Annotated in this window: 27 protein-coding genes and 3 pseudogenes; 13 read left to right on the top strand and 17 right to left on the bottom strand. The window is 70.3% G+C overall.

Annotated elements, in window-relative coordinates:
* Nucleotides 1-109: 109 nt before the first annotated feature.
* Nucleotides 110-484, top strand: a pseudogene (locus tag ADY59_RS53335) (alpha/beta hydrolase); the annotation flags it as partial.
* A gap of 24 nt (nucleotides 485-508) precedes the next feature.
* The gene (locus tag ADY59_RS53330) at nucleotides 509-1,108 is read left to right on the top strand and encodes an alpha/beta hydrolase (protein ID WP_269433586.1); all 600 of its coding nucleotides are present in this window, start codon (nucleotides 509-511) and stop codon (nucleotides 1,106-1,108) included.
* Nucleotides 1,109-1,126: 18 nt separating this feature from the next.
* Here ADY59_RS53330 and ADY59_RS12465 read toward each other — a convergent pair whose 3' ends face one another.
* Nucleotides 1,127-1,846: a hypothetical protein gene (locus ADY59_RS12465; protein ID WP_049561693.1), complete on the bottom strand. Its 720-nt coding sequence runs from the start codon at nucleotides 1,844-1,846 to the stop codon at nucleotides 1,127-1,129.
* Between the two features lie 95 nt (nucleotides 1,847-1,941).
* Nucleotides 1,942-2,406: a hypothetical protein gene (locus ADY59_RS12460; RefSeq protein WP_156325441.1), complete on the bottom strand. Its 465-nt coding sequence runs from the start codon at nucleotides 2,404-2,406 to the stop codon at nucleotides 1,942-1,944.
* 732 nt (nucleotides 2,407-3,138) lie between these two features.
* Here ADY59_RS12460 and ADY59_RS48620 point away from each other — a divergent pair.
* The gene (locus ADY59_RS48620) at nucleotides 3,139-4,446 is read left to right on the top strand and encodes a DUF4158 domain-containing protein (protein WP_269433585.1); all 1,308 of its coding nucleotides are present in this window, start codon (nucleotides 3,139-3,141) and stop codon (nucleotides 4,444-4,446) included.
* On the opposite strand, the pseudogene ADY59_RS12450 reads toward ADY59_RS48620, so the two are convergent.
* The 4 genes and pseudogenes from ADY59_RS12450 to ADY59_RS12435 all read right to left on the bottom strand — a co-directional run.
* Nucleotides 4,437-4,610: pseudogene (locus tag ADY59_RS12450) on the bottom strand (transposase); the annotation flags it as partial. The gene ADY59_RS48620 and the pseudogene ADY59_RS12450 overlap by 10 nt on opposite strands.
* Before the next feature lie 329 nt (nucleotides 4,611-4,939).
* Nucleotides 4,940-5,869, bottom strand: coding sequence for an ABC transporter permease (locus ADY59_RS12445; RefSeq protein WP_197093573.1), 930 nt, complete (start codon nucleotides 5,867-5,869; stop codon nucleotides 4,940-4,942).
* Nucleotides 5,870-5,917: 48 nt separating this feature from the next.
* Nucleotides 5,918-6,883, bottom strand: a complete 966-nt coding sequence (locus ADY59_RS12440; RefSeq protein ID WP_231618680.1) for an ABC transporter ATP-binding protein — start codon at nucleotides 6,881-6,883, stop codon at nucleotides 5,918-5,920.
* On the bottom strand, nucleotides 6,880-7,272 hold the full coding sequence (locus ADY59_RS12435) for a GntR family transcriptional regulator (protein WP_049561683.1): 393 nt from the start codon (nucleotides 7,270-7,272) through the stop codon (nucleotides 6,880-6,882). The genes ADY59_RS12440 and ADY59_RS12435 overlap by 4 nt, the downstream gene beginning before the upstream one ends.
* Before the next feature lie 277 nt (nucleotides 7,273-7,549).
* Here ADY59_RS12435 and ADY59_RS53960 point away from each other — a divergent pair.
* The 4 genes and pseudogenes from ADY59_RS53960 to ADY59_RS12425 all read left to right on the top strand — a co-directional run.
* A pseudogene (locus ADY59_RS53960) lies at nucleotides 7,550-7,708 on the top strand (zinc finger domain-containing protein); the annotation flags it as partial.
* Nucleotides 7,709-8,002, top strand: coding sequence for a recombinase family protein (locus ADY59_RS53325; RefSeq protein WP_197093572.1), 294 nt, complete (start codon nucleotides 7,709-7,711; stop codon nucleotides 8,000-8,002).
* Nucleotides 7,999-8,472: a recombinase family protein gene (locus tag ADY59_RS53320; RefSeq protein ID WP_197093571.1), complete on the top strand. Its 474-nt coding sequence runs from the start codon at nucleotides 7,999-8,001 to the stop codon at nucleotides 8,470-8,472. The genes ADY59_RS53325 and ADY59_RS53320 overlap by 4 nt, the downstream gene beginning before the upstream one ends.
* Before the next feature lie 158 nt (nucleotides 8,473-8,630).
* A complete protein-coding gene (locus ADY59_RS12425) occupies nucleotides 8,631-10,172 on the top strand; it encodes a carboxylesterase/lipase family protein (RefSeq protein ID WP_063780642.1) in 1,542 nt (513 codons plus the stop codon).
* A 7-nt stretch (nucleotides 10,173-10,179) separates the two neighbouring features.
* Here the strand turns inward: ADY59_RS12425 and ADY59_RS12420 are convergent, their stop codons facing one another.
* From ADY59_RS12420 to ADY59_RS12390, 7 genes are all read right to left on the bottom strand, one after another.
* A complete protein-coding gene (locus ADY59_RS12420; protein WP_049561676.1) occupies nucleotides 10,180-10,707 on the bottom strand; it encodes a DUF1707 SHOCT-like domain-containing protein in 528 nt (175 codons plus the stop codon).
* On the bottom strand, nucleotides 10,704-11,507 hold the full coding sequence (locus ADY59_RS12415) for an ABC transporter permease (RefSeq protein WP_049561673.1): 804 nt from the start codon (nucleotides 11,505-11,507) through the stop codon (nucleotides 10,704-10,706). The genes ADY59_RS12420 and ADY59_RS12415 overlap by 4 nt, the downstream gene beginning before the upstream one ends.
* Nucleotides 11,504-12,442: an ATP-binding cassette domain-containing protein gene (locus ADY59_RS12410; RefSeq protein WP_269433584.1), complete on the bottom strand. Its 939-nt coding sequence runs from the start codon at nucleotides 12,440-12,442 to the stop codon at nucleotides 11,504-11,506. Before ADY59_RS12410 ends, ADY59_RS12415 begins: the two co-directional genes overlap by 4 nt.
* 44 nt (nucleotides 12,443-12,486) lie before the next feature.
* Entirely contained in the window at nucleotides 12,487-13,395 is a 909-nt protein-coding gene (locus ADY59_RS12405) for a DUF4097 family beta strand repeat-containing protein (protein WP_049561671.1), read from the bottom strand.
* 32 nt (nucleotides 13,396-13,427) lie between these two features.
* The gene (locus tag ADY59_RS12400; RefSeq protein ID WP_049561669.1) at nucleotides 13,428-13,955 is read right to left on the bottom strand and encodes a toxin-antitoxin system HicB family antitoxin; all 528 of its coding nucleotides are present in this window, start codon (nucleotides 13,953-13,955) and stop codon (nucleotides 13,428-13,430) included.
* Between the two features lie 114 nt (nucleotides 13,956-14,069).
* Nucleotides 14,070-15,221, bottom strand: a complete 1,152-nt coding sequence (locus ADY59_RS12395) for a sensor histidine kinase (protein ID WP_053174694.1) — start codon at nucleotides 15,219-15,221, stop codon at nucleotides 14,070-14,072.
* Between the two features lie 8 nt (nucleotides 15,222-15,229).
* Nucleotides 15,230-15,886 (bottom strand): response regulator transcription factor, encoded by a 657-nt coding sequence (locus ADY59_RS12390; protein WP_049561666.1) that lies wholly within the window; start codon nucleotides 15,884-15,886, stop codon nucleotides 15,230-15,232.
* 191 nt (nucleotides 15,887-16,077) lie between these two features.
* Between ADY59_RS12390 and ADY59_RS12385 the strand changes: the two genes are divergently transcribed.
* Both ADY59_RS12385 and ADY59_RS12380 read left to right on the top strand, forming a co-directional pair.
* Nucleotides 16,078-17,460, top strand: coding sequence for an MBOAT family O-acyltransferase (locus ADY59_RS12385; protein WP_231618679.1), 1,383 nt, complete (start codon nucleotides 16,078-16,080; stop codon nucleotides 17,458-17,460).
* Nucleotides 17,461-17,471: 11 nt separating this feature from the next.
* Complete coding sequence (locus ADY59_RS12380; RefSeq protein ID WP_082310047.1) at nucleotides 17,472-18,605, top strand: alginate O-acetyltransferase AlgX-related protein; 1,134 nt, start codon at nucleotides 17,472-17,474, stop codon at nucleotides 18,603-18,605.
* 23 nt (nucleotides 18,606-18,628) lie between these two features.
* Here ADY59_RS12380 and ADY59_RS12375 read toward each other — a convergent pair whose 3' ends face one another.
* From ADY59_RS12375 to ADY59_RS12365, 3 genes are all read right to left on the bottom strand, one after another.
* A complete protein-coding gene (locus ADY59_RS12375; RefSeq protein ID WP_049561659.1) occupies nucleotides 18,629-19,192 on the bottom strand; it encodes a carboxymuconolactone decarboxylase family protein in 564 nt (187 codons plus the stop codon).
* Nucleotides 19,192-19,791 (bottom strand): TetR/AcrR family transcriptional regulator, encoded by a 600-nt coding sequence (locus ADY59_RS12370; RefSeq protein ID WP_049561657.1) that lies wholly within the window; start codon nucleotides 19,789-19,791, stop codon nucleotides 19,192-19,194. The genes ADY59_RS12375 and ADY59_RS12370 overlap by 1 nt, the downstream gene beginning before the upstream one ends.
* Nucleotides 19,792-19,898: 107 nt before the next feature.
* A complete protein-coding gene (locus ADY59_RS12365) occupies nucleotides 19,899-21,083 on the bottom strand; it encodes an NAD(P)/FAD-dependent oxidoreductase (protein WP_049561655.1) in 1,185 nt (394 codons plus the stop codon).
* A gap of 275 nt (nucleotides 21,084-21,358) precedes the next feature.
* Here ADY59_RS12365 and ADY59_RS12360 point away from each other — a divergent pair, with 275 nt between their 5' ends.
* Nucleotides 21,359-22,087 carry an SDR family NAD(P)-dependent oxidoreductase gene (locus ADY59_RS12360; protein ID WP_049561654.1) on the top strand — a complete coding sequence of 243 codons (729 nt, stop codon included), beginning with the start codon at nucleotides 21,359-21,361 and terminating at the stop codon, nucleotides 22,085-22,087.
* 156 nt (nucleotides 22,088-22,243) lie between these two features.
* On the opposite strand, the gene ADY59_RS53315 is transcribed toward ADY59_RS12360, so the two are convergent.
* Nucleotides 22,244-22,369, bottom strand: a complete 126-nt coding sequence (locus tag ADY59_RS53315) for a hypothetical protein (RefSeq protein WP_269433581.1) — start codon at nucleotides 22,367-22,369, stop codon at nucleotides 22,244-22,246.
* Between the two features lie 55 nt (nucleotides 22,370-22,424).
* Between ADY59_RS53315 and ADY59_RS12355 the strand changes: the two genes are divergently transcribed.
* From ADY59_RS12355 to ADY59_RS12345, 3 genes are all read left to right on the top strand, one after another.
* Nucleotides 22,425-22,775 carry an ArsR/SmtB family transcription factor gene (locus tag ADY59_RS12355; protein ID WP_049561651.1) on the top strand — a complete coding sequence of 117 codons (351 nt, stop codon included), beginning with the start codon at nucleotides 22,425-22,427 and terminating at the stop codon, nucleotides 22,773-22,775.
* Nucleotides 22,776-22,861: 86 nt separating this feature from the next.
* Nucleotides 22,862-23,422, top strand: coding sequence for a cysteine hydrolase (locus ADY59_RS12350; protein ID WP_049561649.1), 561 nt, complete (start codon nucleotides 22,862-22,864; stop codon nucleotides 23,420-23,422).
* 39 nt (nucleotides 23,423-23,461) lie between these two features.
* Nucleotides 23,462-23,836 (top strand): VOC family protein, encoded by a 375-nt coding sequence (locus ADY59_RS12345; protein ID WP_082310045.1) that lies wholly within the window; start codon nucleotides 23,462-23,464, stop codon nucleotides 23,834-23,836.
* Nucleotides 23,837-23,928 lie beyond the last annotated feature (92 nt).

Here is a 23,928-nt window from a genome sequence, read left to right as displayed (position 1 = left end):
TCTATCTCTGTAATTTTTTATTTTTTTTTTTCAAGCAGAAGACGGAATACAAGATCTAATCAAGACTAGTGGGCTCGGAGAATGTGTATAAGAGACAGGCCCCCACCCGGTCGGCACCACCGCCCTGCATCTGAAGGACGCCTCCCGCCCCGATCCCTGGGACTCCGGCGCCGAAGCCCGGGAGCTCAAGGTCACCCTGTGGTATCCCACGAAGCAGCGGGACGGGGAGCGGGCGCCGTACATGACACCGAAGGAGTCGGAGCTCAACCTGAAGGGCGGCAGGATCGCGGGCGTGCCGTACGACACGCTGAGCAGGACGCGGACGAACGCCGTCGCGGACGCCGAGCCCTCGGGGCGGAAGCTGCCGCTGGTGGTGCTGTCACCCGGTTTCACCAAGCCGGTCAGCATGCTCACGTCGCTGGCGGAGGACCTGGCCAGCCGGGGGTACCTGGTGGCGGGGATCGACCACACCCACGAGAGCTACGCCACGACCTTCCCCGGCGGGCGGGTGGCGGAGTGCCTGGCCTGCGACAGCGACACGGACCCGGGCTTCGGCACCGCCGTGGTCCGTGGCCGGGCCGCCGACGTCTCCTTCGTGCTCGACCACCTGGAAGACGCCGGCCTGGCCGACCGCGCCAGGATCGCGATGGTGGGCCAGTCGATCGGCGGGGCCGCGGCCATGGCGGCCATGGTGAAGGACCCCCGGGTACGCGCCGGGATCGACATGGACGGCACCACCTACGCCAGGATCCCCAGGAGCGGGTTCTCCCGGCCGTTCATGTTCCTCGGCACGCCGGAGCACCTGCCGGGCGGCCGCGACGGTTCGTGGGACCGGGACTGGAAGCTGCTCACCGGGTGGAAACGCTGGATCGTGCTGACGGGCGCGGAGCACCAGTCCTTCACCGACGCCCCGGTGCTGGCGGGCGCCCTCGGCATCAGGCCCGTCCGCGGCGTCCTGCCCGCGGCGCGCTCCACCGAGCTCACCCGCGCGTACGTGGCGGCCTTCCTCGATCAGCACCTGCGGGGCAAGCGGCAGCCGCTGCTGGACGAGCCGTCGCCGCTCCACCCGGAGGTCGAGTTCTGCGCCGGGACCTGCGGCCGATCCTGAACCCTGGACGCCATCGTGCTACGCGGGGTCGGACCTGACCAGCCGCAGGAACGCCTTCAGGCCGGTGATCACTTCCTGGTTGTCGGCCAGCCCGTCCACCGTCTCGTCGAAGCGGCGGGCCATCAGCGTGATCCTGCGGCCCAGGTCGTGGTCGGCCGTCTCCAGCTCCCGGCGGGCGCCGGCCAGGCCGGCCGCGACCTCGTCGACGTCCCGCCGCAGCCGCTCCGCCGCGGTGTCCAGCGCCTTCACCTGCTCGCGCAGGGCGAGCACGTCCACGCGCGGGTAGCGGACCTCCACCCCCAGCGTCCTGACCCGGTCGCGCAGGTGCGACGTGTACGCCCCGGCCGGCCGGAAACAGGTCGCCAGCAGGTAGAACCCGGCGAAGTAGTAGCCCACCTGGGCCCCGGAGAAGTACGTGACGACCGCGATCACCACTGCGGACACGACGTGGCCGGAGATCGCGAGCACGAGCATGCGCCGGGCGATGCTCCTGGCCTCGTCCTCGCGCCGCTGGGTCACGTCGATGCCGGCCTCCCTGGACACCTCGATGTCGTGGACCACCTGGCGGGCCGCGAAGAGCAGGTTCCAGGGGACGGTCAGCACGACGACCAGCCAGAGCAGGGCGATCGCCCCGGCGCCCAGCGACAGCAACGTGGACAGGGGCACGTCCGCGTACAGGACCAGCCAGGCGGTGAGCAGCGTGACGAGCAGGGATGCGAGAAGCAGCCACCATTTCATGCGTTTCAGCCTGCTGCCCGGGCGGCGCGTGCCGCGAGAGCCCGGCTACTCAGTTCTCCTTGAGTATCCCGCGTGGTGCTCGGGACCTGCCGCCCTCATCGGCGGAGGGCTTCGGCGGGAAGCCAGGCGCCGACCGTGGTGCCGCCCAGGGGCTCGCCGGGCAGGAAGGCGGGAGGGTCTACGGTGTTGACGGCGAGGGAGCCGCCCAGCTCGGCCACCATGACCCGCCGCCGGAGCAGCACCGCGTCGAGCCTGGTGCCGGCGGTCGCGGCGTGCTCGACGCCGAGCGTCAGCCGTAGCCCGCTGGGCGCCACGGTGAGTGCGACGCTGAGGGAACGCGCGGTCGGCACGTGCCGCTCCACGTGATCAAGGGTGTCCACGATGACGGCCTGGACGAGATCGGCGACCTCGCCGGGCAGCGGCTGACTGGGCAGGGCCCACACCTCCACGGCGATGCCCGTCCGCGACGACCAATGGGTGAGCCGGTCCTCCAGCCGCCGGGAGAACATCGACCGGGGGGCCAGATGCGAACCGTCCGGGGTCCGGCGTTCCTCCTTCACGATGCCTCCGCCCTGATCGAGGCAGCGCACAAGGTGATCACAGTCGGCTCCTTAGTGGAAAATCTGATCGGCAGGCGGATGCGCGACCCGTTGGCGACAGTGGAGTTCGCCGGACGCGGAGCCGAGCTTGACCGGCGGCCAGGCGGGCCGATCCCGGCGGCTGGTGACCGGCCGGCTGTTCATCACCACCAAGACGGCCGGCGGGCATCGCCCAGCGTCACGAGTCGTTCACCGATTCCCCTCGACAGCGCCCGGCTCGGTCCGGGCGCGAACTCATGACAGCGACCGTATGCGCCGACCGCACGGTCACACATTGGGAAAAATCCCTATGTGTGACCGTGTCGGGCCACTCCCTAGGGCGCGACGAGCAAGCGGGAGCGCCGGTCGGGACGCGCGCGACGAGCCGCCGAACCATGCCTGAGCTGGGGTTTCGTCGGCGTGTTCGTTCCTAGGGATCACCCGGGACACCGGAGCGGCACACATCTAGGGGTCCCAGTAGTAAAGGCCGAAATTCGGGCGGATATAGCTGAGTAGGCTTCTGAGCTTGGTGTCTGTGGGGCTGGCTGGAGGTCGTTCTTGGCGACGCAGGTGTTCGCGGATGAGGAGCTGGAGCGGCTGCGGGGATTCCCGGAGATCGGTCGAGACGAGCTATTCCGGCTCTTCACCCCTGACATCAGCTGATGTCGCGTTCGTCGATCCCGGCCGGGGCCGAGGTCCGGCCGATCGGCGGGGCTGGCCGTAGCCCTGTCCACGTTGCCGTGGTTCGGATTCGTGCCGGACAAAGTGTCGGCGGCGCCGCCGGTGGCGGTGGCCAGGCTGGCCGACCAGCTTGCCGTCGACCCAGCCGAACTGCGGTCCTACGGGCGGCGGGCGAAGACGCGAACCGAGCATCTGCGGCTGGTGGCGAAGTACCTGGGGTGGCGGCTGCCGACCACGCTGGAGCTCAAGGAGCTGGACGAGTTCCTGCTGGCGCGGGCGTTGAAGCACGACTCGCCGACGCTGCTGTTCCGACTGGCGTGCGAGTACCTGATCTCGGCGCGGGTGATCCGCCCCGGCCCGGTGACCGCGGTCGAGAGGGTCGCCCACGCCCGCGCCGAGGCGCAGCGGGAGACGTTCGACCGGCTCGCGCATGAGTTCACCGAGCAGCGGTGCACCACGCTGGACGGGCTGCTGGTGACCGACCCCGAGATCCGCACGACCCGGCTGCGGTGGCTGTCCACCGGCCCGGTCGAGACGTCCCCAGCCGCGGTGAAGGCCGAGGTCGCCAAGCTGGAATTCCTGCGCTCGACGGATGCGGACAGCCTAGATCTGTCGGTGCTGCCCGCTGAGCGGCGCCGGTTCCTGGCCACGGTCGGGCGCCGGTTGACCGCGCAGGCGCTGGAGCGGCGCGATCCGCAGCGCCGCTATCCGATCCTGCTCACGCTACCGGCGCAGTCGGCGACCGATGTGCTCGACGAGGTCGTGCAGCTGTTCGATCAGGCGGTCTCGGCGCGGGAGAGCAAGGCTGAACGCAAGATGCGGGACGCGCTGGCCGAGCGAGGCAAGGCCGGGGAGGACCGGCAGGCGCTGCTGGACGACCTGCTGGACATCATCTTCGACCTGGGCCTCGACGATGAGCAGATCGGTGGCCTGATCCGGGGCGAGCGGATCGGCTGGCCGCGCCTGCGGTCGGCACGTGAACAGGGCAAGCCCCGGCTGCCGCGTGATCACGGGCACCGCCGCACAAGATGTCCCCGTGGTCCGGCTCGGCGGCGTGCGGGCTGGACGCAGCGGTCCACGCCTGGGACATCGCCCTGGCAACGGGCCGGCCGTCGCCGCTCACGCCCGAGTTGGTCCGCCCCCTCCTCAAGGTCGCCAGGGAGATCGTCGAGCCGCTGCGCCCCCGCGGCGCGTACGCCGCCGCCCTGGCCCTCGAGCAGGGCGACGACGACGTGGCGGTCCTCCTGCGTTACCTCGGCCGCGACCCCCGCTGGAGCGCCTCTTAGTACTCCAGTGGCACTTCGCGATCATGGTTCGGATCTGCGGTGCTCGGGCAGGTAGAGCCGCCGATCCAGCAGGGCCCGGCCACGTGGGGTGGTGTAGGCCAGGAACACCCCGATCTGGTGGTTCTCGATCCGACCCGCGGTGCCGTTGTATTGCCGCTGCGCCCCGGCCGAGCGGGTGCCTTTCTTGACGAAGCCGGTCTCATCGGCGATCAGCAGACCGCCCGGGCCGAGCTCATCACCAAACACAGCTGGACCACCCGAGACGAACCCCGCTGACCTGCGGATCAGCGCTTATCGAGAAGTCTCGTTGGAATATGACCACGACCTCTACCTGGCGGTTGGGGACACGTTCGGGAGCGGAGGCCCTTGACGGAGAAGTCGGGCAGTTTGATCAGGACGGGCAGGCAGCGGGCCGACCTGCGCCACGCAGAACTCGTTGCTCTCGGTCCTACATGATCCACTGCTCGCCCTCTACTGGACGCCTTGCAGAAGGCGGTGACGGTCCTGCGCCAGGCCGTCCCGTCACCGTGATGAGGCGATAATTGGTTTCAGATGCGGGGCCGAAGGGTGCGCCGGACGGCGACACCGCCCAATGCGAGAGCGGGGATGAGCAGGATTCCCGCTTCGGTCCATTGGAACTGCCAGAACCTGCTCGCGCGGTGGAATTCTGCCACTCGTCGATAGCCGTGGCTGAAAGAGCACTTGGCGTACTTCTTGGTCGTCTCGTCTGTCCCGCAGGGGCCGGCGAGCGCGAGCTCTGCCTCCTGAGAGGTGTACTTCACGCCGCTCCTGTCGATCCAGTAGCTGGTCACATGTAGGGAGCCTTCCGGTTCGAGTTCGTCGATGACCTCGGCCTGCACGGCTCGTTCCGGCGGCGCGTAGGAGGACGGCGACCTGAGGAGTCCGAAGAATGCCAACGCGCACACCGCCAGGGTCACCGCCATCGCCGGCAGAGTCCGCCGGAACAGCGCGCCGGCGGCCATGCCGAGCACGAACGCGGACAGCCACCACGCCGCCGGCATGATGCCGACAAGGCGGAACCAACTCATGTCGAAGCGGTCAACGTTGTAGGGGGGGACGTCGAAGGCGGCCAGCCACGGCTCCACGATGCCGGCCAGCACCAGCCCGCCGAGCGTGACCGCGGCACCGAGCCCGACGATCTTGGCCGCCAACCAGCGCCGCCGCGTCACCGACTGGGTCCAGGTCAGCTGGTGCGTGCCCTGCTCGAACTCCCGGGCCAGGAGCGGAGCGCCCCAGAAGGCGCCGATCATCGCCGGGGCCAGCAGCGGAAGCCAGCCGAGGAGTTCACCCACCAGCCGTATGCGCTCGTTCATCTCCCCGCGGTAAGCGCCGCACTCGGGCGTGTCCGCCACGCAGTCGGCCGCCGGAGCGCTCTGGGCGGCGAAATCGGCCGCGCCCAGACCGCTGATGAGCAGAACCGCGCCGAGGACGGCCAGCAGCGCCGTGGTGACGAGCACCTGCATACGGTGCTGCCGCCAGGTAAGCCACAACACTTCCAGGTCTCCTTAGCGGTCAGAAATGGTCAAGGTCGGATGAGGCAGTGAGGTGGTGTCGGGGCGGCGCAGGTAGGCCAGCACCAGCTCTTCCAGGCTCACGCTGGACGCTTTCCACCGCGGGTCGAGCAACGGCGTTCCCGGGCCGGTGCGGGCCAGCAGGTCGGCCTGCCGTTCGCTGCGGCTGTCGCTGATCATCGGCATCCGGGCCGCCACCCCGTCGGCCAGTTCGGCCGGACCGGACAGCATCCGGTGGGTGGCGAGCAGTTCGTCGACCTCGCCGCTGATCTGGACCTGGCCGCGGTTGAGCACCACCAGCCAGTCGCAGGCGTTGGTCAGGTCGGACACCACATGGGAGGACAGCACCACGGTCATCTGAGTCTCGGCCACCGCCGCCATCAGGGAGCGCATGACGTCGTGCCGGGCCACGGGGTCGAGGTTGGCCAGCGGCTCGTCCATGACCAGCAGATCCGGCTGCTTGGCCACGGCGATGGTCAGCGCGACCTGTGCCTGCTGGCCTCCGGAAAGCTTGCCGACCTTGCGGTTCAGCGGGATGTCCAGTTCCGCCAGCCGCTGTCGGGCCAGGGCGTCGTCCCATCCCGGATTGAGATGGTGTCCGAAGCGGAGCATCTCGGCGACGGTGAAGCTGTCGTAGAGGGGTTTGTCCTGGGCCAGGAACGCCACCCGCGCGAGGGCCTCCGCCCGCTGGCCGACCGGTTCGCCGAAGACGCGCACGCTGCCCCGGGTGGGGGTGATCAGCCCGGCGACCAGGTGCAGGAACGTGGACTTGCCCGCGCCGTTCGGTCCGACGAGTGCGATGACCCGGCCGGCGGGGACGGACATCGTGCAGTCGCGCAACGCCCATGTGCCCCGATACCGCTTGGCGAGCCCTATGGCCTCCAGAGCTGTCGGGCTCTGTTCGGGGGCGGTGAGCTCACCGGATCCGCCGAACATCCTCACTGTCCGATCCGCTGTCATGCGATCCCCTCCTGGGCGGAGTCGGCGAGCACCGAGGCGAACAGCGCCTCCATATCTCCTTGGTCGAGCCCCGCTTCGCGGCAGTCGTGTACCCACCGGGCGAGGTCGCGGCAGAGCCGGGTGTGATCGGCCGTGGATCCGCCGCCCAGGGACCGCTGCACGAACGTGCCCAGCCCGGGCCGACCGACGACGAGGCCCTCGTGCTCCAGTTCGCGGTAGGCCTTGGCCACTGTGTTCGGGTTGATCGCGAGGTCGCTGACGACCTCTTTGATCGTCGGCAGCCGATCGCCCGGCATGAGCACACCGAGCCGCAAGGCGTGTTTGACCTGATGCACCAGTTGCAGATATGTCGCCACACCAGAGCTTGGGTCGAGGCGAAGCTTGATCACCGCAATACCCTTTTCCTAGTAGAATAGTAAAAGGGTATTATCGGCCCACGATCTTCGTCAACTCGGCCCGCACCGCCAGCCGCAAAGCAGCTCTGCGTGACAGCGGTGACGGGACTGCGGCTCGCAGAAACGATCCATTCTGAGATCAAGATCAACAAGGCGTTGACGGGGAACGACGAGGCCCGATTTCATCTCGGAACCCGTTCTCACGTGAACCGAGGTACAGGGTGTTCTGCGAGATGTTCGTGAGACGATTCCAGGGTGAGTAAGCCGGGAAATCACCGCCACGTCCGACGCCGATGAGATCGAGCGGCACCCGTGCCCGCGCTGCCTGGTCGAGCCCGGCTCGCCGTGTCGATCGCGCTCCGGCACCGTTGCCGCGACCTACCACACCGGGCGGTTCACCAAAGTCCCCCGGCTGGCGAAGCTACTGTGCGTGCCGACCCCGACCGACCGCGGGCCGGGGCGGCTGTGGCGGCCGGACACCCCGGCCACGGACATCCGCGTCGCCTACGCCCGCTGCTCCCACCTCACCCAGGAACTTCAGTTTCAGCTGGACGCGCTGGCCGCACACGGCATCCCGCGCGAGAAGATCTTCGCCGAGAAGGTATCCACCCGCGTGCGGGTCCGCCCGAAGTTCGAAGCCGCCCTGGAGGCCTGCCGCGAGATCAAGGCGCACGCCCCGCACTGCCGGGTCATCCTCACCGTGTACGAACCGTGTACGAGATGAAGCGGCTGGGCCGGGACTCGGCCGAGCTGACCGCGCCGGCCGACCATCTCACCGCGCACGGCATCGCCCTGGAGCTGCTCGCCGGGCCGCTGACCGGGATCTACGACCCGTCCGGCACCGGGCGGGTGCTGTTCGCATTCTTCGCCGCGATGGCCGAGACCGAACGCGAGAACATCCGCGAGGCCACCCTGGAAGGCTTGAATGCCGCCGCGCGCAAGGGAAACCACGGTGGACGCCCGTCGGTGATCACCGACGACATGCTGCACACCGTGCTGCGCCGCCACGCGAACGGCGAGTCGGTGAAAGACATCCGCCCGGACCTGATCATCCCCACCGGCAAGCGCAAGGGACAGCACCCTAGCTTGGCGAGCATCTACCGGGCGCTGGCCGAGCACCAGAAGCGGCAGGCGTATCCCGAGGCCGTGGAGCAGGCCCATGCCGACTTCGCCATGCTCCAGGCGAGCACTTGATCGGCACGGCCAACCGGCCGCCCAGCGATATCCGCCCGATTTTCGGCGGCAACTACGGCTATCCCATCTAGGCGCCCAGGCCCTGAGGAACGTGGTGCGATCGAACCAATACGAGTGTTATGGTTCGATCGCACCATAAACTTGGCGACGGGAGACACATGAAGGCCGCCTGCACCCTTCTCGCGGTATCGATGCTCATGATGGGCAGCCCACCCGCCCATGCCCGGGAGATCTCCGGCCCGGTCGACGAGACGGCGTCGGGGCAGGTGCGGGGCATGGACCAGGACGGCGTCCACCGCTTTCGCGGCATCCCGTACGCCGCCCCGCCGACGGGGGAGTGGCGCTGGCGGCCGCCCCGGCCCGCGACCCCCTGGACCGGCATCCGCGACGCGACGAAGGCCGGGCCGGCGTGCGTCCAGCCGGAGGCGCCCGACATGCCGGCGGGCATCCCGCAAAGCGAGGACTGCCTGACCCTGGAGGTGACCACGCCCGCCAGGCCCGGCAAGAAGCGGCCGGTCATGGTCTGGGTCCCCGGCGGCGGCTTCATCACCGGCGCGGGCTCGATCTACGACCCGGCACGGCTGGTCAGGGACGGGGACATCGTGGTCGTGACGGTCAGCTACCGGCTCGGCGTGTTCGGCTTCTTCGCCCACCCCGAGCTCGGCCACAGCAGCAACTTCGGCCTGCGGGACCAGGTGGCGGCGCTGCGCTGGGTGCGCGCCAACATCGCCGCGTTCGGCGGCGACCCCGGCGAGGTCACGCTCGCCGGGGCCTCGGCCGGCGCGATGAGCGCCTGCACGCTCATGACCTCACCGGCCGCCCGGGGCCTGTTCCACCGGGCGATCGTGCAGAGCGGATCGTGCCGGACCAGCCACCCCGCCGGGGCGATGGGCGAGGGCATGCCGGCGATCTCGTCCTGGCATCCGATCGAGACGATCCAGGGGGCCGGCAAGGCGCTGGCCGGGCAGCTGGCCTGCGCCGACGTGGCGTGCCTGCGACGGAAGAGCGCGGCGGAGCTGCTGCCGTACACCGCCCGGTTCCCGCTGCTCGCCTACGGGACCGAGCTCGTCCCGCACGAGCCGGCCCGGGTGTTCGCCGCCGGCCGGCAGGCCGCCGTGCCGCTGCTGCAGGGCAACACCCGTGACGAGCACGTGGAGTTCACCCTGGCCGTCTACCCGCAGGGTGTCACCGCCGCCCGGTACGCGGCCCTGCTGAAGACCGCCTTCGGCGCGGCCGCGCCCCGCGTCGGACGGCACTACCGGGCCCGGCGGTTCCCCTCGCCCACCGCGGCGGCCGGCCGGGTCTTCACCGACAGCGGCTGGATCTGCCCCTCGTGGAAGTCGGGCCGCGAACACGCCCGGAAGGCGCCCACCTACGCCTACGTCTTCGCCGACCCGTCGGCGCCCACCCCGGGCGGACAGCCCCTGCCCGCCCACGTCCGGCCCGCCACCGCGCACGGGGCCGAGACCTTCTACCTGTTCGACTTCCCCGACAGCCCGGGGCTCAGCGCCGGCCAGCGCCGCCTGGCCGATCGGATGGCCGGCTACTGGACCCGGTTCGTCCGGACCGGCGACCCCAACGGGGCGGGCAGCGCCGCCTGGCCGCGTCTCGGCCCCGCCGACCGCGCGCTCGTACTCGCTCCGGAGGCCGTACGACCGATCAACATGAAGGTCGCCCACCACTGCGGGCTCTGGTTCTGACGGCCGTCTACCTGCGGGAGTTGCGGACGGTCAGGCGGCCGTGGGTGAGCTCCCCGGCGACGCGGACGTGCAGCTCGCCGGGCCGTGCGTAAGCGGCTGCCTTGCTGGTCATGCCGCCCCATTCGGTCCGCACCCCGTCGACGTCCGCGCTCGCGCCGGCCGGCAGGACGATCGTGGCGGAGCCGTAGGTGAGCCGGAGCTCGATGTCCACCTGGGAGTGGCGGACGAGGGCGCGGGACAGGTCGAGGCGTACCCTGTCGTACACGGAGTCGATCCGCAGCAGGCGGGGGACCCGCCAGTCGCCCTCTCTCCGGATACGTCCGCTTCCGGGCGTCAGGTGGACCACGTCGACCGGCAGGTCGGAGACCATCGCGAGCAGGTCGTCGCGGGAGCGCGCGGTGAGCGCGCCTTCGAGTCGCCGCTCCAGCTCAGCGGCGGTGAGGCGGCCGTCGGCGAAACTGTCCTGCAGCAGTTGGACGGACGTGTCGCGATCGTCGTCGGAGACGCGTGCCGCCCCCGCCTGGCGCGTGCTCACTGACTGACGGCCCTCTTGTACAGCCGCGTGGCCAGCGGCACGAACACGACGAGGAGCACCAGCGACCACAGGATCGACGCGGCCACCGCGTGCTGCAGCGGCCAGGCGCCGGGCACGGGCATGGCCGGGCTGGTGTTGCCGAACAGCTCGCGCGTGCCCTGGATGAGCGTGGAGATCGGGCTCCACTCGGCGACCACCTTCAGCGGCCCGGGCAGGCGCGCGCTGTCGACGAAGGCGTTGGACAGGAAGATCAGCGGCAGCGACACGATGGTGGCCACGTTGTTGAAGACCTCCGGCGTGCGCAGGGCCAGCGCGACCGTCGCCGTCACCCAGGAGAAGGCGTACGCGAACAGCAGCAGCACCAGGAACCCCAGGGCCGCTTCGAGCGGCGAGGTGTGGATGCGCCATCCGACGAGCAGCCCGACGAGCGCCATGGTCACGATGCTGGTCACGTTCGTGATGAGGTCGCTGAAGGTCTGGCCGGTCAGCACCGCCGAAGGCGACATCGGCAGGGTGCGGAACCGGTCGAAGACGCCCTTCTGCAGGTCCAGCGTGAGGGTGTAGCCGGTGATCTGCGCACTGGTGGTGATCGTCATGACGAAGATGCCCGGGAGCAGGTACTCCGTGTAGGACAGGCCGGGCAGTTCGATCATGCTGCCGAAGACGTACGCGAACAGCAGCACGAGCACGATCGGCAGCAGCACCACGCCGCCGAGCATGTCGGGTGCTCGCTTGATCTTCAGCGCGTTGCGCTTGGTGATGGTCAGGCCGTCAGCGACTGCCATCTGCAGGGTGTTCATCGCACGGTCTCCTGGGTCTTCTCGTCGGCCTCACGTCCCGTGAGGGTCAGGAACACGTCGTCCAGGGTCGGCCGGCGCAGCCCGGCGTCGCGTACGGTGATCCGCTCGGCTGCCAGGTGGCCGAGGGCCGTGGTCAGCGCGGCGGCGCCGCTGGTGACCGGGACCGTGACCCGCAGGGCGGTGGCGTCGATCTGCATGTCGCCGACGGCCAGGGGCGCCAGCGTCCGCCTGGCCGTCTCCAGGTCGGTCGCGCTCGTCACCGACAGCTCGATCCGGTCGCCGCCCACCTGGTCCTTGAGCTCGTCGGCGGTGCCGAGCGCGATCACGTGGCCGTGGTCGACCACTCCGATGCGGTCGGCGAGCCGGTCGGCCTCCTCCATGTATTGAGTGGTGAGGAGCACCGTCGTGCCCGTCGTGACGAGCTCGGCGATGACGTCCCACAGGCTCGCCCTGGCCCGTGGGTCGAGACCGGTCGTGGGCTCGTCGAGGAACAGCACCGGCGGGTTGACGACCAGCGCGCCGGCCAGGTCGAGCCGCCGTCGCATGCCTCCGGAGTAGCCCTGCACCGGGCGGTCGGCCGCCTCCGTCAGGTCGAAGCGCTCCAGCAGTTCCCGGGCGCGCTGCTTGGCGCGTTTGATGCCCAGGTGGTAGAGGCGGCCGACCATCTCCAGGTTCTCGGCGCCGGTGAGGTGGTCGTCGACGGCGGCGTACTGGCCCGACGCCCCGATGTGGGCGCGCAGCCGGTGCGCGTCGCGGACGACGTCCAGCCCGGCCACCCTGGCGTGCCCGGCGTCGGGCTTCAGCAGCGTGGTCAGGATGCGCACGGTGGTGGTCTTGCCGGCCCCGTTCGGGCCGAGGAGCCCGAACACCGTCCCTTCGGGGACGGCCAGCTCCATCCCGTCGAGGGCCACCACGTCGCCGTACTTCTTGACCAGTCCCTAGGCCACGATCGCGTCTGCCATGGGAACTCCTTCGGTTGTCAGGAACGGTGGATGTCGATGTCGCCGTGGACGGTGTGCGCCCGCACCTCGACGACCGGACCGGATGGACCGGGGTCGTCCGCGGGGTCCAGGGAGACGTCGACGGTGCCGTACTTCGAGCTCAGGTCCAGCCATGCGGCGGAGCCCTCCCGGACCCCGAGCTCCAGCCCGCCGCCGGTGGTCTCCATGACGACCGAGCCGGACGCCACGTCGCCGATCCGGACGCTGCCGTAGGCGGTCTTGACGGCGATGTCGCCCAGGGCGCGATCGACGACGCTGTCGCCGTGGGCTGAGCTCAGGCGCAGCTCGCCGGTCACCTCGCGCAGCCGGATCTCGCCGTGCGCCGTCTTGACCACCGCCGTGCCGTCGATCTCGCCGATGCGGATGTCACCGTTGGTGTTGGTGACCTCGGCATGCCCGGTCGAGCGGGTGACCGAGATGTCGCCGTGGGTGGATTTCAGCCGTAGCCGGCGGGCCTGCTCCACCTGGATGTCGCCGTAGGAGGTGGTGAAGCTCACCTCGGCGAGCGCGCCCCGGCAGCGGAGCCCCGCCGCCGTCCTCGCGTCGACGCGGGAGCCGGTCGGCAGGTCGATCGACACGTCGACCGAACCACTCCAGCCGTGCAGCAGTGAGCGCGCCCAGTTGGAGGGCGACTCCACCAGTTTGTCCAGCGAGAGGCCCCAGGCGGACGCCGAAGCGGTCCGGTCCGTGGCCGCCCGCACCACGAGCCTGCCGTCGGTGTACTCGACGTGGATGTGCTCGGCGGCCTCCACGTCGGCCTCGTTGTGCTGGTCGCCCGGCCGGATCTCGACGACGGTGTCGGCGCGGTCGCTCGCGTTGATCCAGATGTGCGCGACCGCCACGTCGACGAGGGCGAGAATCGGTTCCGGACTGTCGAAGGTCGGCATTGCGGTCCTCTTCTTACGAGTTGGCGTGGCCATCAGCGCACCCAGCCGCTGTAGCGATTACCGGTCTGCTGGGTGGCGCGCCGGGCGGGGCGGCGGGCGGCGTCACCCGGGTCGAGCGCGGCGGCGACGGCGCGGACCAGCCAGGCGTTGACCGACAGCCCGTCCCGGGCGGCCGCCTCCTCGATGCGCGGCTTGAGGTGCTCGGGGACCCGGAGCGAGATCCGGGAGGTCCCGCCCTCGTCGACGTCCGGGGGTGGGGGAGGGGCGGGCGGCCGCTCGTAGCGCTCGATCTCGCCCTCTTCCCCGAACGGCCGGCCGGCCGGTGGCGTCACGACGAAGCCGGGGTCGCGGCCGCGCAGGCGTACCTCGACCGAGCCGGGTGCGAGCTCCTGGGTGATCTCGTCCGCGGCGGCGGACAGGGCCTCCAGCAGGGCGAGCCGGGCGGCCGACTCCAGCGTCGCGGCCAGGCGCTCGGCCAGCGCGCGAGCTTCCTCGCCGCCCGCCCCGGCGGCAAGGGCGAGCTCGCGGCGGAGCTGATCGACGTATGGCGAAAGGTCCATGACGCCACTATGGCATCACTATGGCGTCACGACAAGCTCGGCTCGACGCCATGGCTGTAGCGTCCGCTGCGACCTGGGAGTTAGCCGTGACGTCGCGTGGCGTCGCATTGATGTCTAGGCGGGCGACTGCGGCCCGGGCGCGTCCTCGTACGGCAGGCGCACCGTGACCGTGAGGCCGCCTTGGTCGCGTGGCCGGGCGGCGACGGTGCCGTCGTGCGCGACGGCGATGGCCCGGACGATCGACAGGCCGAGCCCACTGCCGTGCGCGGAGTCCAGCCGATCGCCGTTCAGCCGCCGGAACGGCTGGAAGATCGTCTCGATCTCGTACGGCGGCACGACGGGGCCGGTGTTCGCGACCGTCAGCTCCACCGTGTCAGCGGACCGCCGGCTGGACACCCACACCTCTCCATCAGGGACGTTGTGCCTGATCGCGTTCTCGACGAGGTTCTGCACCAGCCGTTCCACCAGCGCCGGTTCACCCGCGGTCGGCGCGCTGTGCGGCGCGCGGTGCAGGGTGACGCCCCGGTCCGCGGCCTCCGGCCCTGTCTGGTTCACGACATGCTCCACCACGTCGGCCAGGTCGAACCGGCTCGGATCGGGGATCCGCTGCTCACCCTCGGCCAGCGCGAGCAGGCCGTCGATCAGCCGCTGGTGTCTGGCGTTGACCAGGAGCAGCGACTCGCCCAGACCTCTGAGCTCCGGGGTGACGTCGGAGCCGTGCATCGCCACGTCCACCAGCGTGCGGTTGACGGCGAGCGGGGTGCGCAGCTCGTGCGAGGCGTTGGCGATGAAGCGGCGCTGCCCGTCCAGCACGCGGGCCTGCCGTGCGAGCATGCCGTCGATGATGTCGGCCAGCTCCTTGATCTCGTCGGGCGGGCCGTCGTAGCCGATCCGGTCGGTCAGGTCGTGACTCTGCGCCACGCGCCGGGCGGCGAACGTCACCTTCCTGGCGGGGCGAAGCACCAGCCCGGCCGCCCACCACCCCGCTCCGGTGGCGATCGCGGTCGGTCCGAGCAGGGCGAGCGCTCCCCAGCCACGCAGGTCGCGCACGGTGTCGTGCAGGTAGCCCTTCACCCGCGCCGATTCGCGGGCCACCAGGCGCCGGTCCATCATCACCACGAACTCGCCGGCGCCGGTTTCGACCACCGGGGCACCCAGATCCGGCGCCTGCAGCCGCTGACCGACGATGAGCATGATCACCGCCAGCAGCAAGGCGCCGATCAGGAACGCCATGACGCCGCACAGCAGGGCGAACCTCATCCGCATCGTCGTTCTCATGGGATCCGGTACCCAACCCCCAGGACGGTCTTGATGACCTCGGGCTCGCCGAGTTTCCTGCGCAGTTTCACCATCGTGGTCCTGACCGTGTTGGTGAACGGGTCGATCCGCTCGTCCCACACCTTGTCCAGCAGGTCCTCGGCCGACACCACGGTGCCGCGGGCCCGCAGCAGGACGGCGAGCACGCCGTACTCCTTGGGAGCCAGCGGGACGTAACGGCCGCCGCGGAAGACCTGCTGGTGCGTCGAGTCGAGGCTGATGCCCGCGTGGTGCAGGATCGGCGGCTCGGCGGGGGTCGCCCGGCGGCTGAGCGCGCGCACCCGGGCCAGCAGTTCCGCGAAGGCGAACGGCTTGGGCAGGTAGTCGTCGGCGCCGAGGGACAGGCCCGCCACGCGATCCCGCACGGTGCCGGCGGCGGTCAGCATGAGGATCCGGACCAGCCCGCCCGCCTCGACCGTCCTCCTGCAGACCTCGTCGCCGTGCAGCCCGGGAAGGTCGCGGTCCAGGACGAGGACGTCGTAGTCGTGGCCGGCGAGGCGTTCCAGGGCCGCCGCGCCGTTGTAGGCGACGTCCACGGCCAGCGCCTCTTTGCGAAGGCCGGCCGCGATCGAGTCGGCGAGCACGCGCTCGTCCTCTGCGACCAGGATCCGCATCGCTGCCTCCCATGTCCTTTCGGGGTTCGCACCCGCCGCAGCCTGACAGCGGCGAGGTAATACCGGCATAACCACATCCGGTGGCGACCGCCTTATGGGCCGGTTGCTGCACTGCGTCGTGTCCTTCATGACTCCTGGAAATCCTCGGGACACCGATGTCGTTCGCTTCTCCATTGTTCCTGTGGCTCTTCATGCCTGCCGTGCTGCTGATCTACTGGATTCTGCCCCGGCGCCACCGCGACGCGGTCGTCGCCGGCGCGAGCCTGCTCTTCTACGCCTGGGGAGCCGGGCCGTCCACGCTGCTGCTGCTGTCGGCGATCGCCGTCAACTACGGCGCCGGACTCGCGCTCGACTCGGCGCGGCTGCGGGATCGGCCGGGAGCGCGCCGCGCGGTGCTGCTGGCGACCGCCGGCTGGGATCTGTCGGTGCTCGCGGTGTGGAAGTACGCGGGTTTCGCCAGCGTGCAGATCGACGCCCTGACCGACGCGCTGGGGCTGGGCCGCAGCCCGATCGTGAGCCTGGCCCTGCCGATCGGGATCTCGTTCTACACCTTCCATCACCTGTCGTACGTGGTGGACGTCTACCGCCGCAGCACCCCGGCTCAGCGCAACCCTGTCCGGTTCATCACCTACATCGCCATGTTTCCCCAGCTCATCGCCGGGCCGATCGTCCGCTACCACGAGCTCGCCGGGCAGCTCGGGGCCGCGCCCCGGGACCGATCGGGCGACCTCGCCGCCGGCTTTCCCCGCTTCGCTCTGGGCCTGGCCAAGAAGGTGATCGTCGCCGACTCGCTGGCGCCCGTGGCGGACGCCGCCTTCGCGCACGCCGGTGGCGAGATCAACACGCCGACCGCCTGGCTGGGAGCGCTCGCCTACACGCTGCAGATCTACTTCGACTTCTCCGGCTACTCGGACATGGCCGTCGGGCTGGGGACGATGTTCGGGTTCCGGCTTCCGGAGAACTTCGACCGGCCTTACTCGTCGTACTCGGTCACCGACTTCTGGCGGCGCTGGCACATGTCGCTGTCCCGCTGGTTCCGTGACTACGTCTACATCCCCCTGGGCGGCAACCGCGGCGGCGCGCCGAGGACCTACCGCAACCTGCTGATCATCTTCGTGCTCTGCGGTCTGTGGCACGGCGCCGGGTGGACGTTCCTGGTGTGGGGCCTGTACCACGGGGCCCTGCTGGTTGCGGAGCGGCTGCTGGGCTGGGATCGTCCGCCCGGCACCGCCTGGGGTATGGCACTGCGCCGCGGCGTCACGTTCCTGCTGGTCGTGGTGGGCTGGGTGTTCTTCCGGGCCAAGAGCATGGCCGAGGCGGGGGACATGCTGCGGGCGATGTTCACCTGGCGGCCGGGCCCGCTGGACGAGTTCGCCGCGTACGCCGCCACCGGCCAGCGGCTGCTCGTCTTCGCGCTGGCGCTGACCGTGGTGCTGCTGCCGGCCACGCGACAGGGGCGGCGACCCGCGCTCGCACGACTGGGGCGTGCCGCGGTGACGTGGGTGGCCGCTCCCTACGCGGCACTGCTCGTCGCCGCCGGCACCTTCAGCCCTTTCCTCTACTACCAGTTCTGACGAGGTCACTCATGAGGACACCCACCACCTTGCTGGCCGCGATGCTGTTCTTCGCCGGGCCCGCGCTGGCCTACACCGCGGGCGTGCGGGCGGCGGCGATCGAGAACCGGCGCCTGCCGGAGTTCCCGGCGGTGTCACGCGGCTGGGAGATCGTCCCGGAGGTGGAAGCGTGGGCGACGGCTCACCTGCCGTTCCGGCAGTACGCGGTCCGGGGGAACGCCGCCCTGTCGGAGTTCCTGTTCAAGGAGGCGCCGTCCTACGGCACGGCGGGCGCCACGGACTATCCGCGGGTGATCCAGGGACGTGACGGCTGGCTCTACTTCGGCGACGACGTGACCGAGGCGTGCCGTCCGCGCCGGTCCATCGCCGAAACGCTGGAACGGCTGCACCGGCTGGCCGGGATCGTGCGGGGGTCCGGCAGGCGGTTCGTGCTCACCGTGGCCCCGGACAAGACCACGATTCGCCCGGACCGGCTGCCGGCGCGTTTCCCCGGCCGGACCTGCCTCTTCACGCGCAAGCGGGAGTTCTGGGCCGCGCTGCGGGCGGCGCGGCTGCCCGGGTACGTAGACCTGCGGGGCCCGCTGGAGCGCTCCGGCGCGCCCGCGTACTGGCGGACCGACAGCCACTGGGACGAGCACTCCGCCGGGCTGTACGGCACCGAGCTGGCCCTGGCGCTCCAGCCCGGCCTGTCCCGCGACACCCGGCTGGAGAAAGTCGGGCAAGTGCCGCGAAACGGCGACCTGGGCGGGTTGCTGGGCATCCCTGTCGAGGAGACCATCGACCGGTGGCGGCTGGTACGGGACGGAGTGCGGCGGGTCCGGCAGGACGACCGCGAGTCACCCGTGTCGTTCGGCACCGCCAACACCTCGGACCGGGCGCCGCTGTACAGGCCCCGGACCCTGCTCATCGGCGACTCCTTCACCCGCAACTCGCTGCCGTGGGTGCTGCCGTACTTCGCCGACGTCACCTACCTGCGCGGTGACGCCCCGCGGGAGCGCATCATGGAAAAGGTCCGCCGGAGCGAGACGGTGGTGGTCGAGATCGTGGAACGCCATCTCGTCGGCGGTCGTGCCGGGCTGCTGGACGACCTCACACTGGACGCCCTCGACCGGGCGCTCTCCAGCTCGTCCATGACCGCCGGGTGATCAGCAGGCTGCTGGGCGTGTGCTCAGGCGCCGGCGGGCTCGCGGGTCCACTCCTGCCCCTGCCACGCGGGATCCAGCGGCGTGTGCGCGATGTGGTTGGTGTAGTTCGACAGCGTCTTCATCCCGACGCCGAGCACGATGTCCAGCACGTGGCGGCGGGTGTGGCCGGCGGCGAGGAACGCCTCGATCTCGGCGTCGTCCACCCAGCCGCGCCCGGCGACCATGGCCAGGGTGAGGCGGCGGGCGGCTTCCAGCGCCTCGTCCCGCAAAGGCTCACCGGCGCGCAGGGCTTCGACCACTTCCACGGGGACGCGTGAGCGCAGCGCGAGGGTCGAGTGCGCGGCCACGCAGTACTCGCAGCCGTTCTCCACGCTCGCGGTGATCCACACGACGTGCTTGGCCGGCCCGGGCAGCGAAGACTTGGCGAACTGCTCGGCCAGCGCGTTGTACCCGGCCAGCAACTCGGGCGACTCGGCCATCACTCCGTTCAGGGTGGTCACGAACCCCATGCGCTTCTTGGCCGCCTCCAGCATGGGGCGGGCCGCCTCGGGGGCGTCGCTCTCGTCGTACACACGGAAATCCATCATCATCTCTCCTCGGTGTGGGCGAATCCATCCAGTACGGCACGCACCCCGGCCAGCAGCTCGGCCGGTTCGGCTCCGGCGCGCGAGCGCAGGTTGACGCCGTAGGCCAGCAGGGCCAGGTTCTCGGAGCACGCGTCCAGGTCCAGGCCGGGACGCGTCTGGCCGAGCTCCCGCGCACTTCGCAGTGCGGCGCGCATCGCGGCGCGCAGCGCGCCGTGGTGCGCGTCCAGGACCTCCCGGATCTCGGGAACCTCACGGGCCGCACCCGTGTGGGCGTTGGTGACCAGGCAGCCCCAGCGGGCGTGCTTACCGGTGCAGCGTGCCGCCACGAGCCGCTCGAAGAAGCCGTCGACGGCGGGCAGGCCCCGCTGGTCGGCGGCCAGCGCGTCGAAGACCGGCCGGGACTGCCGTTCCAGGTAGCGGCGCAGCGCGGCGGCCTGCAGCCGCTCCTTGCCGCCGAAGGTCGCATACAGGCTGGAGCGGCTCAGCCCGGTGGCCCGCACGATCTCGGCGATGCCGGTGACTTCGGCGCCACGCTCCCAGAACAGGCGCACCACCTGATCCAGCACGGCGTCGGGCTCGAAATGCTTGACGTCGGGCATCACTTCACCCCTTATCTTGGAACGGCCGGTCCAAGATAAGGCGGTGCGGGTGAGCAAGGCAACCCCCGAGGACGCTGACGATGAAGTGCTTCGAGCTGGAGGGACGGTTACGCGAGCGCCTTCTTGGCGGACGCATTCGGCGTGTCGGCCAGGCGGCGCCTGCGCGTGGGCAGGCCGAAGGTCGGGTGCGAGGTGGCCCACAGCGAGATCTGGAGGATGCCCGTCTTGATCCGCGCCGCCTTGCGGCCGCCCACGTACTTGGGCCTCGCTAGCGCCTGGTCGTCGACCGGCTGCAGGATCCCGTCCCGCCGCCCGAGGCTGATGTGGTTGCCCGGGTAGTCCAGCTTGCTCTTGGCGATTTTGCGGCCGGTCAGGCGGCCCACGATCGCGTCCGTGGCCTGCCGGCCGGTGGAGCCGGCCGACGCGCAGGACATCGGCAGTGGCCGGCCGTTGTCGCCGATGGCGTAGGCGCTGTCGCCTGCGGCGTAGACGTCCGGGTGTGAGACCGAGCGCATGGTGTCATCGACGATGATCTGACCGTTCTGGGTGACTTTCATCCCGCCGGCGGCGGCGATGGGGTCGACCGCGAACCCGGCCGTCCACACGGTCGCGTCGGACGCCAGGGCGGTGCCGCCGGCACACAGCACCCGCGTCGCTTCCACGGCCTCCACGCTGGTGTGTTCCAGGACGGTGACGCCCAGCCGGTCGCAGGCCCGGCGCAGATGACCGCGGGCTCCGGCGGACAACCGCGCGCCCAGCTCACCGCGGGCGATCAGCGCCACCGACAGGCCCGGCCGGGCCTCGGCGATCTCGGTGGCGGTCTCGATGCCCGTCAACCCGTCACCCACGACCACCACACGCCCACGCTCAGCCTCCAGGCTGTCCAGACGCTCGCGCAGGCGCAGCGCCGCGGGCCGGGCGGTGACATGGAAGGCGTGCTCGGCCACACCGGGGACGCCGTGGTCGGCGACGTGGCTGCCGAGCGCGTACACGAGCGTGTCGTAGCCGAGCTCGCCGGTGTCGGTGAAAGTGACGATCTGGCGCTCGGGGTCGACGGCGGTGACACGGGCCAGGCGCAACCGGATGCCCGTGCCCGCGAACACGTCGGCGAGCTTCGGCGCCTCGATCACGTGACCCGCCGCGAGCTGGTGCAGCCTCAGCCGTTGGATGAGGTCCGGCTCAGCGTTGACGACAGTGATCTCGGTGTCCTTCGGGGACAGCCGGCGGGCCAGGTTCCCGGCCACGTAGGCCCCGGCATACCCGGCGCCGAGGACGACGATGCGGTGCTTCATGTAGTGCTCCTGTCTCGTGGTGAGCCGGCTCGGCGCGGGGGCGGGTCGTCGGAGTCGACGATCTTGAGGAGTGCCTGGGCCGCGGCACGAGCCTCCATGCAGAAGGCGCCGGCGCCCACCGTTGTGTGACACCCGTGGTCAGTGACACACGTCATAGGGCCGCACTGTCACAGAGGCCGGGGTGCCGACGCCGCATGGTCAGGACGCCGGCCGCCGCGAGCGAAGGCAGCCGGCACCGTCACATGGCCATGAGTGCAACCACGTCAGGAGAGAACATGACCTCAGCATTGATCACTGGAGCGAACAAGGGCCTCGGCTACGAGACCGCGCGCAGGCTCGCGGAGCTGGGCTGGACGGTCTTCCTCGGCTCACGCGACACGGGCCGGGGAAGGGCCGCCGCGCAGAAGCTGGCCGCCGACGGCGCACACGTCATCATGGTTCCGCTGGACGTGACCTCGGAGGAGTCGGTGGCCGGGGCCGTGCGGCTGGTCCGGGAGCACACCGACCGGATCGACGTGCTGATCAACAACGCCGGCACGCCAGGCGGCGGTGTCAACCCGGCGGAGGCGACGGCCAAGGACATCCACGCCGTCTACGACACCAATGTGTACGGCCCGGTCCGGGTCACGCACGCGTTCCTGCCGCTGCTGCAGGCGGCCGACCACCCGCGGGTGGTGATGGTCACCGGCGCCGGGGGATCCATCGCCGTCGTGACCGACCCCGCGCAAGCCGTCTCGAAGATGTACGAACTCGCCTACACCTCGTCGAAGGCGGCGCTGAACATGATCACCGTCCGGTACGCCCAGGCGCTGCCGGACATCAAGTTCAACGCCGTGACCCCCGGCGAGGTGGCCAACGGCAAGTTCACCGCCACCGACATGAACATCCACACAGGCGAGCTGACGGTCACCGAGGGCAGCGATCCGATCATCGAGCTCGCGACGCTCGCCCCCGACGGGCCGACCGGGACCTTCATCGATCGCCTCGGCTCCATCCCCTGGTAGAACACCCTGGATCGGAGCCACCCGATCCCCGTCGAAACTCCGCGCACAGCCTGCGGCGTCAGGTGCGTCCGCTCGGTGCCGGGGCGTGGGCGATGTCCCGTTCCCGTTCACGGATGGACTTGCTGCTGTTTCGCAGGGAGCGCAAGGCCTTGCCGATCACCGGGAGCCGGGGGCTGCGCGCCATGAGGCGCAGGCGAGCGCGGTGGCGCGGCCGATCCCGGAGCCGGCTCCGGTCACGATCACGGCCTTGCCCTGCAGGCGGCTGGTGGATTGGTCGGTCACAGGCGCACTCCTACGTTCGATGTTCGTGAAACATCGAATAAGGTAACATGGCGGGATGAGGCAGGCGCATCATCCCGAACAGGCCGAGATCACCTTGACGGAGGTGATGGCCGCCCTCAGCGACCCGATCCGGGTCGGGCTGGTGCGGGTGCTGGCCGACGGACACGAACGCGGCTGGGGAGAGCTGCGGGCGCCGGTGGCCAAGTCGACGCTCAGCCATCACCTGCGGGTTCTGCGCGACGCCGGCCTGACGCGCACCCGGCAGGAGGGGACCCGCTGCTACGTGGCCTTGCGCCGAGAGGATCTGCAGGCGCGCTTTCCCGGGCTGATGCACGTGGTCCTGACTGCCGCCGAGATCGACGACATCGGACGTCAGGTCGGCGTGAAAGGCGGCCTCGCCGGCTGAACCGGCCACTCCAGATGGACGACACAGCGCCACCGGCACGACCATGGGGGATGGCCGGTGGCGCGCCGTACAGACAAGGAAACCTTATGACCAGCACCGCGCTCATTGTCGGCGACCTGCAGGCGGGCATCGTGGACAACTATCCCTTCGCCGCCAAGGTGATCCCCGTCGTGGAAGAGGTTCTTCCCGCGGCCAGGGCCGCTGGAATCCCGGTGATCTTCATCCGTTTCGGGCTCCGGAGCTCAGGACTTGACGTGGCAGCGGGAAACCAGTTGATCAGGGGCCTGCATGGGGCCGGGACGCTGTTCCACGAAGAGTCTCCCGAGACGCTCGTGCATTCGCGCATCGAGCCGTTGCCGGGCGAGTCCGTCGTCCTCAAGCGCAGGGCCAGCGCGTTCGCGGCGACCGACCTTGATCGCCTCCTGCGCGCCCAGCACATCGACTCGATCGTGCTGACCGGCGTCGCGACCGGGGCGATGGTCGCCGCCACGCTCTACGACGCCGCCGACCGCGACTACCACGTGACCGTGCTCAGCGACGCCTGCGCCGACGGGGAGCCGGACGTGCACGACTTCCTGATCAACCGCGTCTTCCCGGCCAGGGGCGCCGACGTCCTCACGGGCCACGAGTGGACCGCTCGCCTGTGATCATGCCGCCGTGCCGTCGTGGCGGCTAGGGTACGGGTTATGGCTTGTCGTATTTCCGAACTGGTGATCGATTCTCGTGACCCGCAGCGGCTGGCGGCGTTCTGGTGCGAGGTGCTGGGCTTCGTCGTGCTCGACATCGAAGACGACGGCGCGGTGGCGATCGGGCCCCGGGAAGGGTTCGGCGGACTGCAGCCCACCCTGGTCTTCAGTCCCACGGCCGAGCCCAAGACGGGCAAGCTGCGGCTGCACATCGACGTCAACGCCACCGACCGCGACCAGGACGCCGAACTCGAACGCCTCCTGGAGCTCGGGGCGCGCCCGGCCGACGTCGGGCAGACCGGCGAGGAGTCCTGGCACGTCCTGGCCGACCCGGAAGGCAACGAGTTCTGCCTCCTGCGAACCCGCCTGAGCTGAGCAGAAGGCTGTCACCCGGTCGATAGTGACCAGGCCACTACCGGGCGTGATTACATAAGGTCAATATCCGTTACGTGACGTAGTTCACCCCT

Source organism: Nonomuraea sp. SBT364 (genome assembly GCF_001083785.1).
In the GTDB taxonomy this organism is placed as follows: domain Bacteria; phylum Actinomycetota; class Actinomycetes; order Streptosporangiales; family Streptosporangiaceae; genus Nonomuraea.
This window is presented reverse-complemented; position numbering and strand designations above follow the sequence as displayed.

What these genes read in the sequence shown, in the direction of transcription:
- ADY59_RS12465 (WP_049561693.1), bottom strand. Translation starts at nt 1,846, where the DNA reads ATGAAATGGTGGCTGCTTCTCGCATCCCTGCTCGTCACGCTGCTCACC.
- ADY59_RS12440 (WP_231618680.1), bottom strand. Translation starts at nt 6,883, where the DNA reads ATGACAGCGGATCGGACAGTGAGGATGTTCGGCGGATCCGGTGAGCTC.
- ADY59_RS53320 (WP_197093571.1), top strand. Translation starts at nt 7,999, where the DNA reads ATGAAGCGGCTGGGCCGGGACTCGGCCGAGCTGACCGCGCCGGCCGAC.
- ADY59_RS12425 (WP_063780642.1), top strand. Translation starts at nt 8,631, where the DNA reads ATGAAGGCCGCCTGCACCCTTCTCGCGGTATCGATGCTCATGATGGGC.
- ADY59_RS12415 (WP_049561673.1), bottom strand. Translation starts at nt 11,507, where the DNA reads ATGAACACCCTGCAGATGGCAGTCGCTGACGGCCTGACCATCACCAAG.
- ADY59_RS12405 (WP_049561671.1), bottom strand. Translation starts at nt 13,395, where the DNA reads ATGCCGACCTTCGACAGTCCGGAACCGATTCTCGCCCTCGTCGACGTG.
- ADY59_RS12400 (WP_049561669.1), bottom strand. Translation starts at nt 13,955, where the DNA reads ATGGACCTTTCGCCATACGTCGATCAGCTCCGCCGCGAGCTCGCCCTT.
- ADY59_RS12395 (WP_053174694.1), bottom strand. Translation starts at nt 15,221, where the DNA reads ATGCGGATGAGGTTCGCCCTGCTGTGCGGCGTCATGGCGTTCCTGATC.
- ADY59_RS12390 (WP_049561666.1), bottom strand. Translation starts at nt 15,886, where the DNA reads ATGCGGATCCTGGTCGCAGAGGACGAGCGCGTGCTCGCCGACTCGATC.
- ADY59_RS12385 (WP_231618679.1), top strand. Translation starts at nt 16,078, where the DNA reads ATGCCTGCCGTGCTGCTGATCTACTGGATTCTGCCCCGGCGCCACCGC.
- ADY59_RS12380 (WP_082310047.1), top strand. Translation starts at nt 17,472, where the DNA reads ATGAGGACACCCACCACCTTGCTGGCCGCGATGCTGTTCTTCGCCGGG.
- ADY59_RS12375 (WP_049561659.1), bottom strand. Translation starts at nt 19,192, where the DNA reads ATGATGGATTTCCGTGTGTACGACGAGAGCGACGCCCCCGAGGCGGCC.
- ADY59_RS12370 (WP_049561657.1), bottom strand. Translation starts at nt 19,791, where the DNA reads ATGCCCGACGTCAAGCATTTCGAGCCCGACGCCGTGCTGGATCAGGTG.
- ADY59_RS12365 (WP_049561655.1), bottom strand. Translation starts at nt 21,083, where the DNA reads ATGAAGCACCGCATCGTCGTCCTCGGCGCCGGGTATGCCGGGGCCTAC.
- ADY59_RS12360 (WP_049561654.1), top strand. Translation starts at nt 21,359, where the DNA reads ATGACCTCAGCATTGATCACTGGAGCGAACAAGGGCCTCGGCTACGAG.
- ADY59_RS12355 (WP_049561651.1), top strand. Translation starts at nt 22,425, where the DNA reads ATGAGGCAGGCGCATCATCCCGAACAGGCCGAGATCACCTTGACGGAG.
- ADY59_RS12350 (WP_049561649.1), top strand. Translation starts at nt 22,862, where the DNA reads ATGACCAGCACCGCGCTCATTGTCGGCGACCTGCAGGCGGGCATCGTG.
- ADY59_RS12345 (WP_082310045.1), top strand. Translation starts at nt 23,462, where the DNA reads ATGGCTTGTCGTATTTCCGAACTGGTGATCGATTCTCGTGACCCGCAG.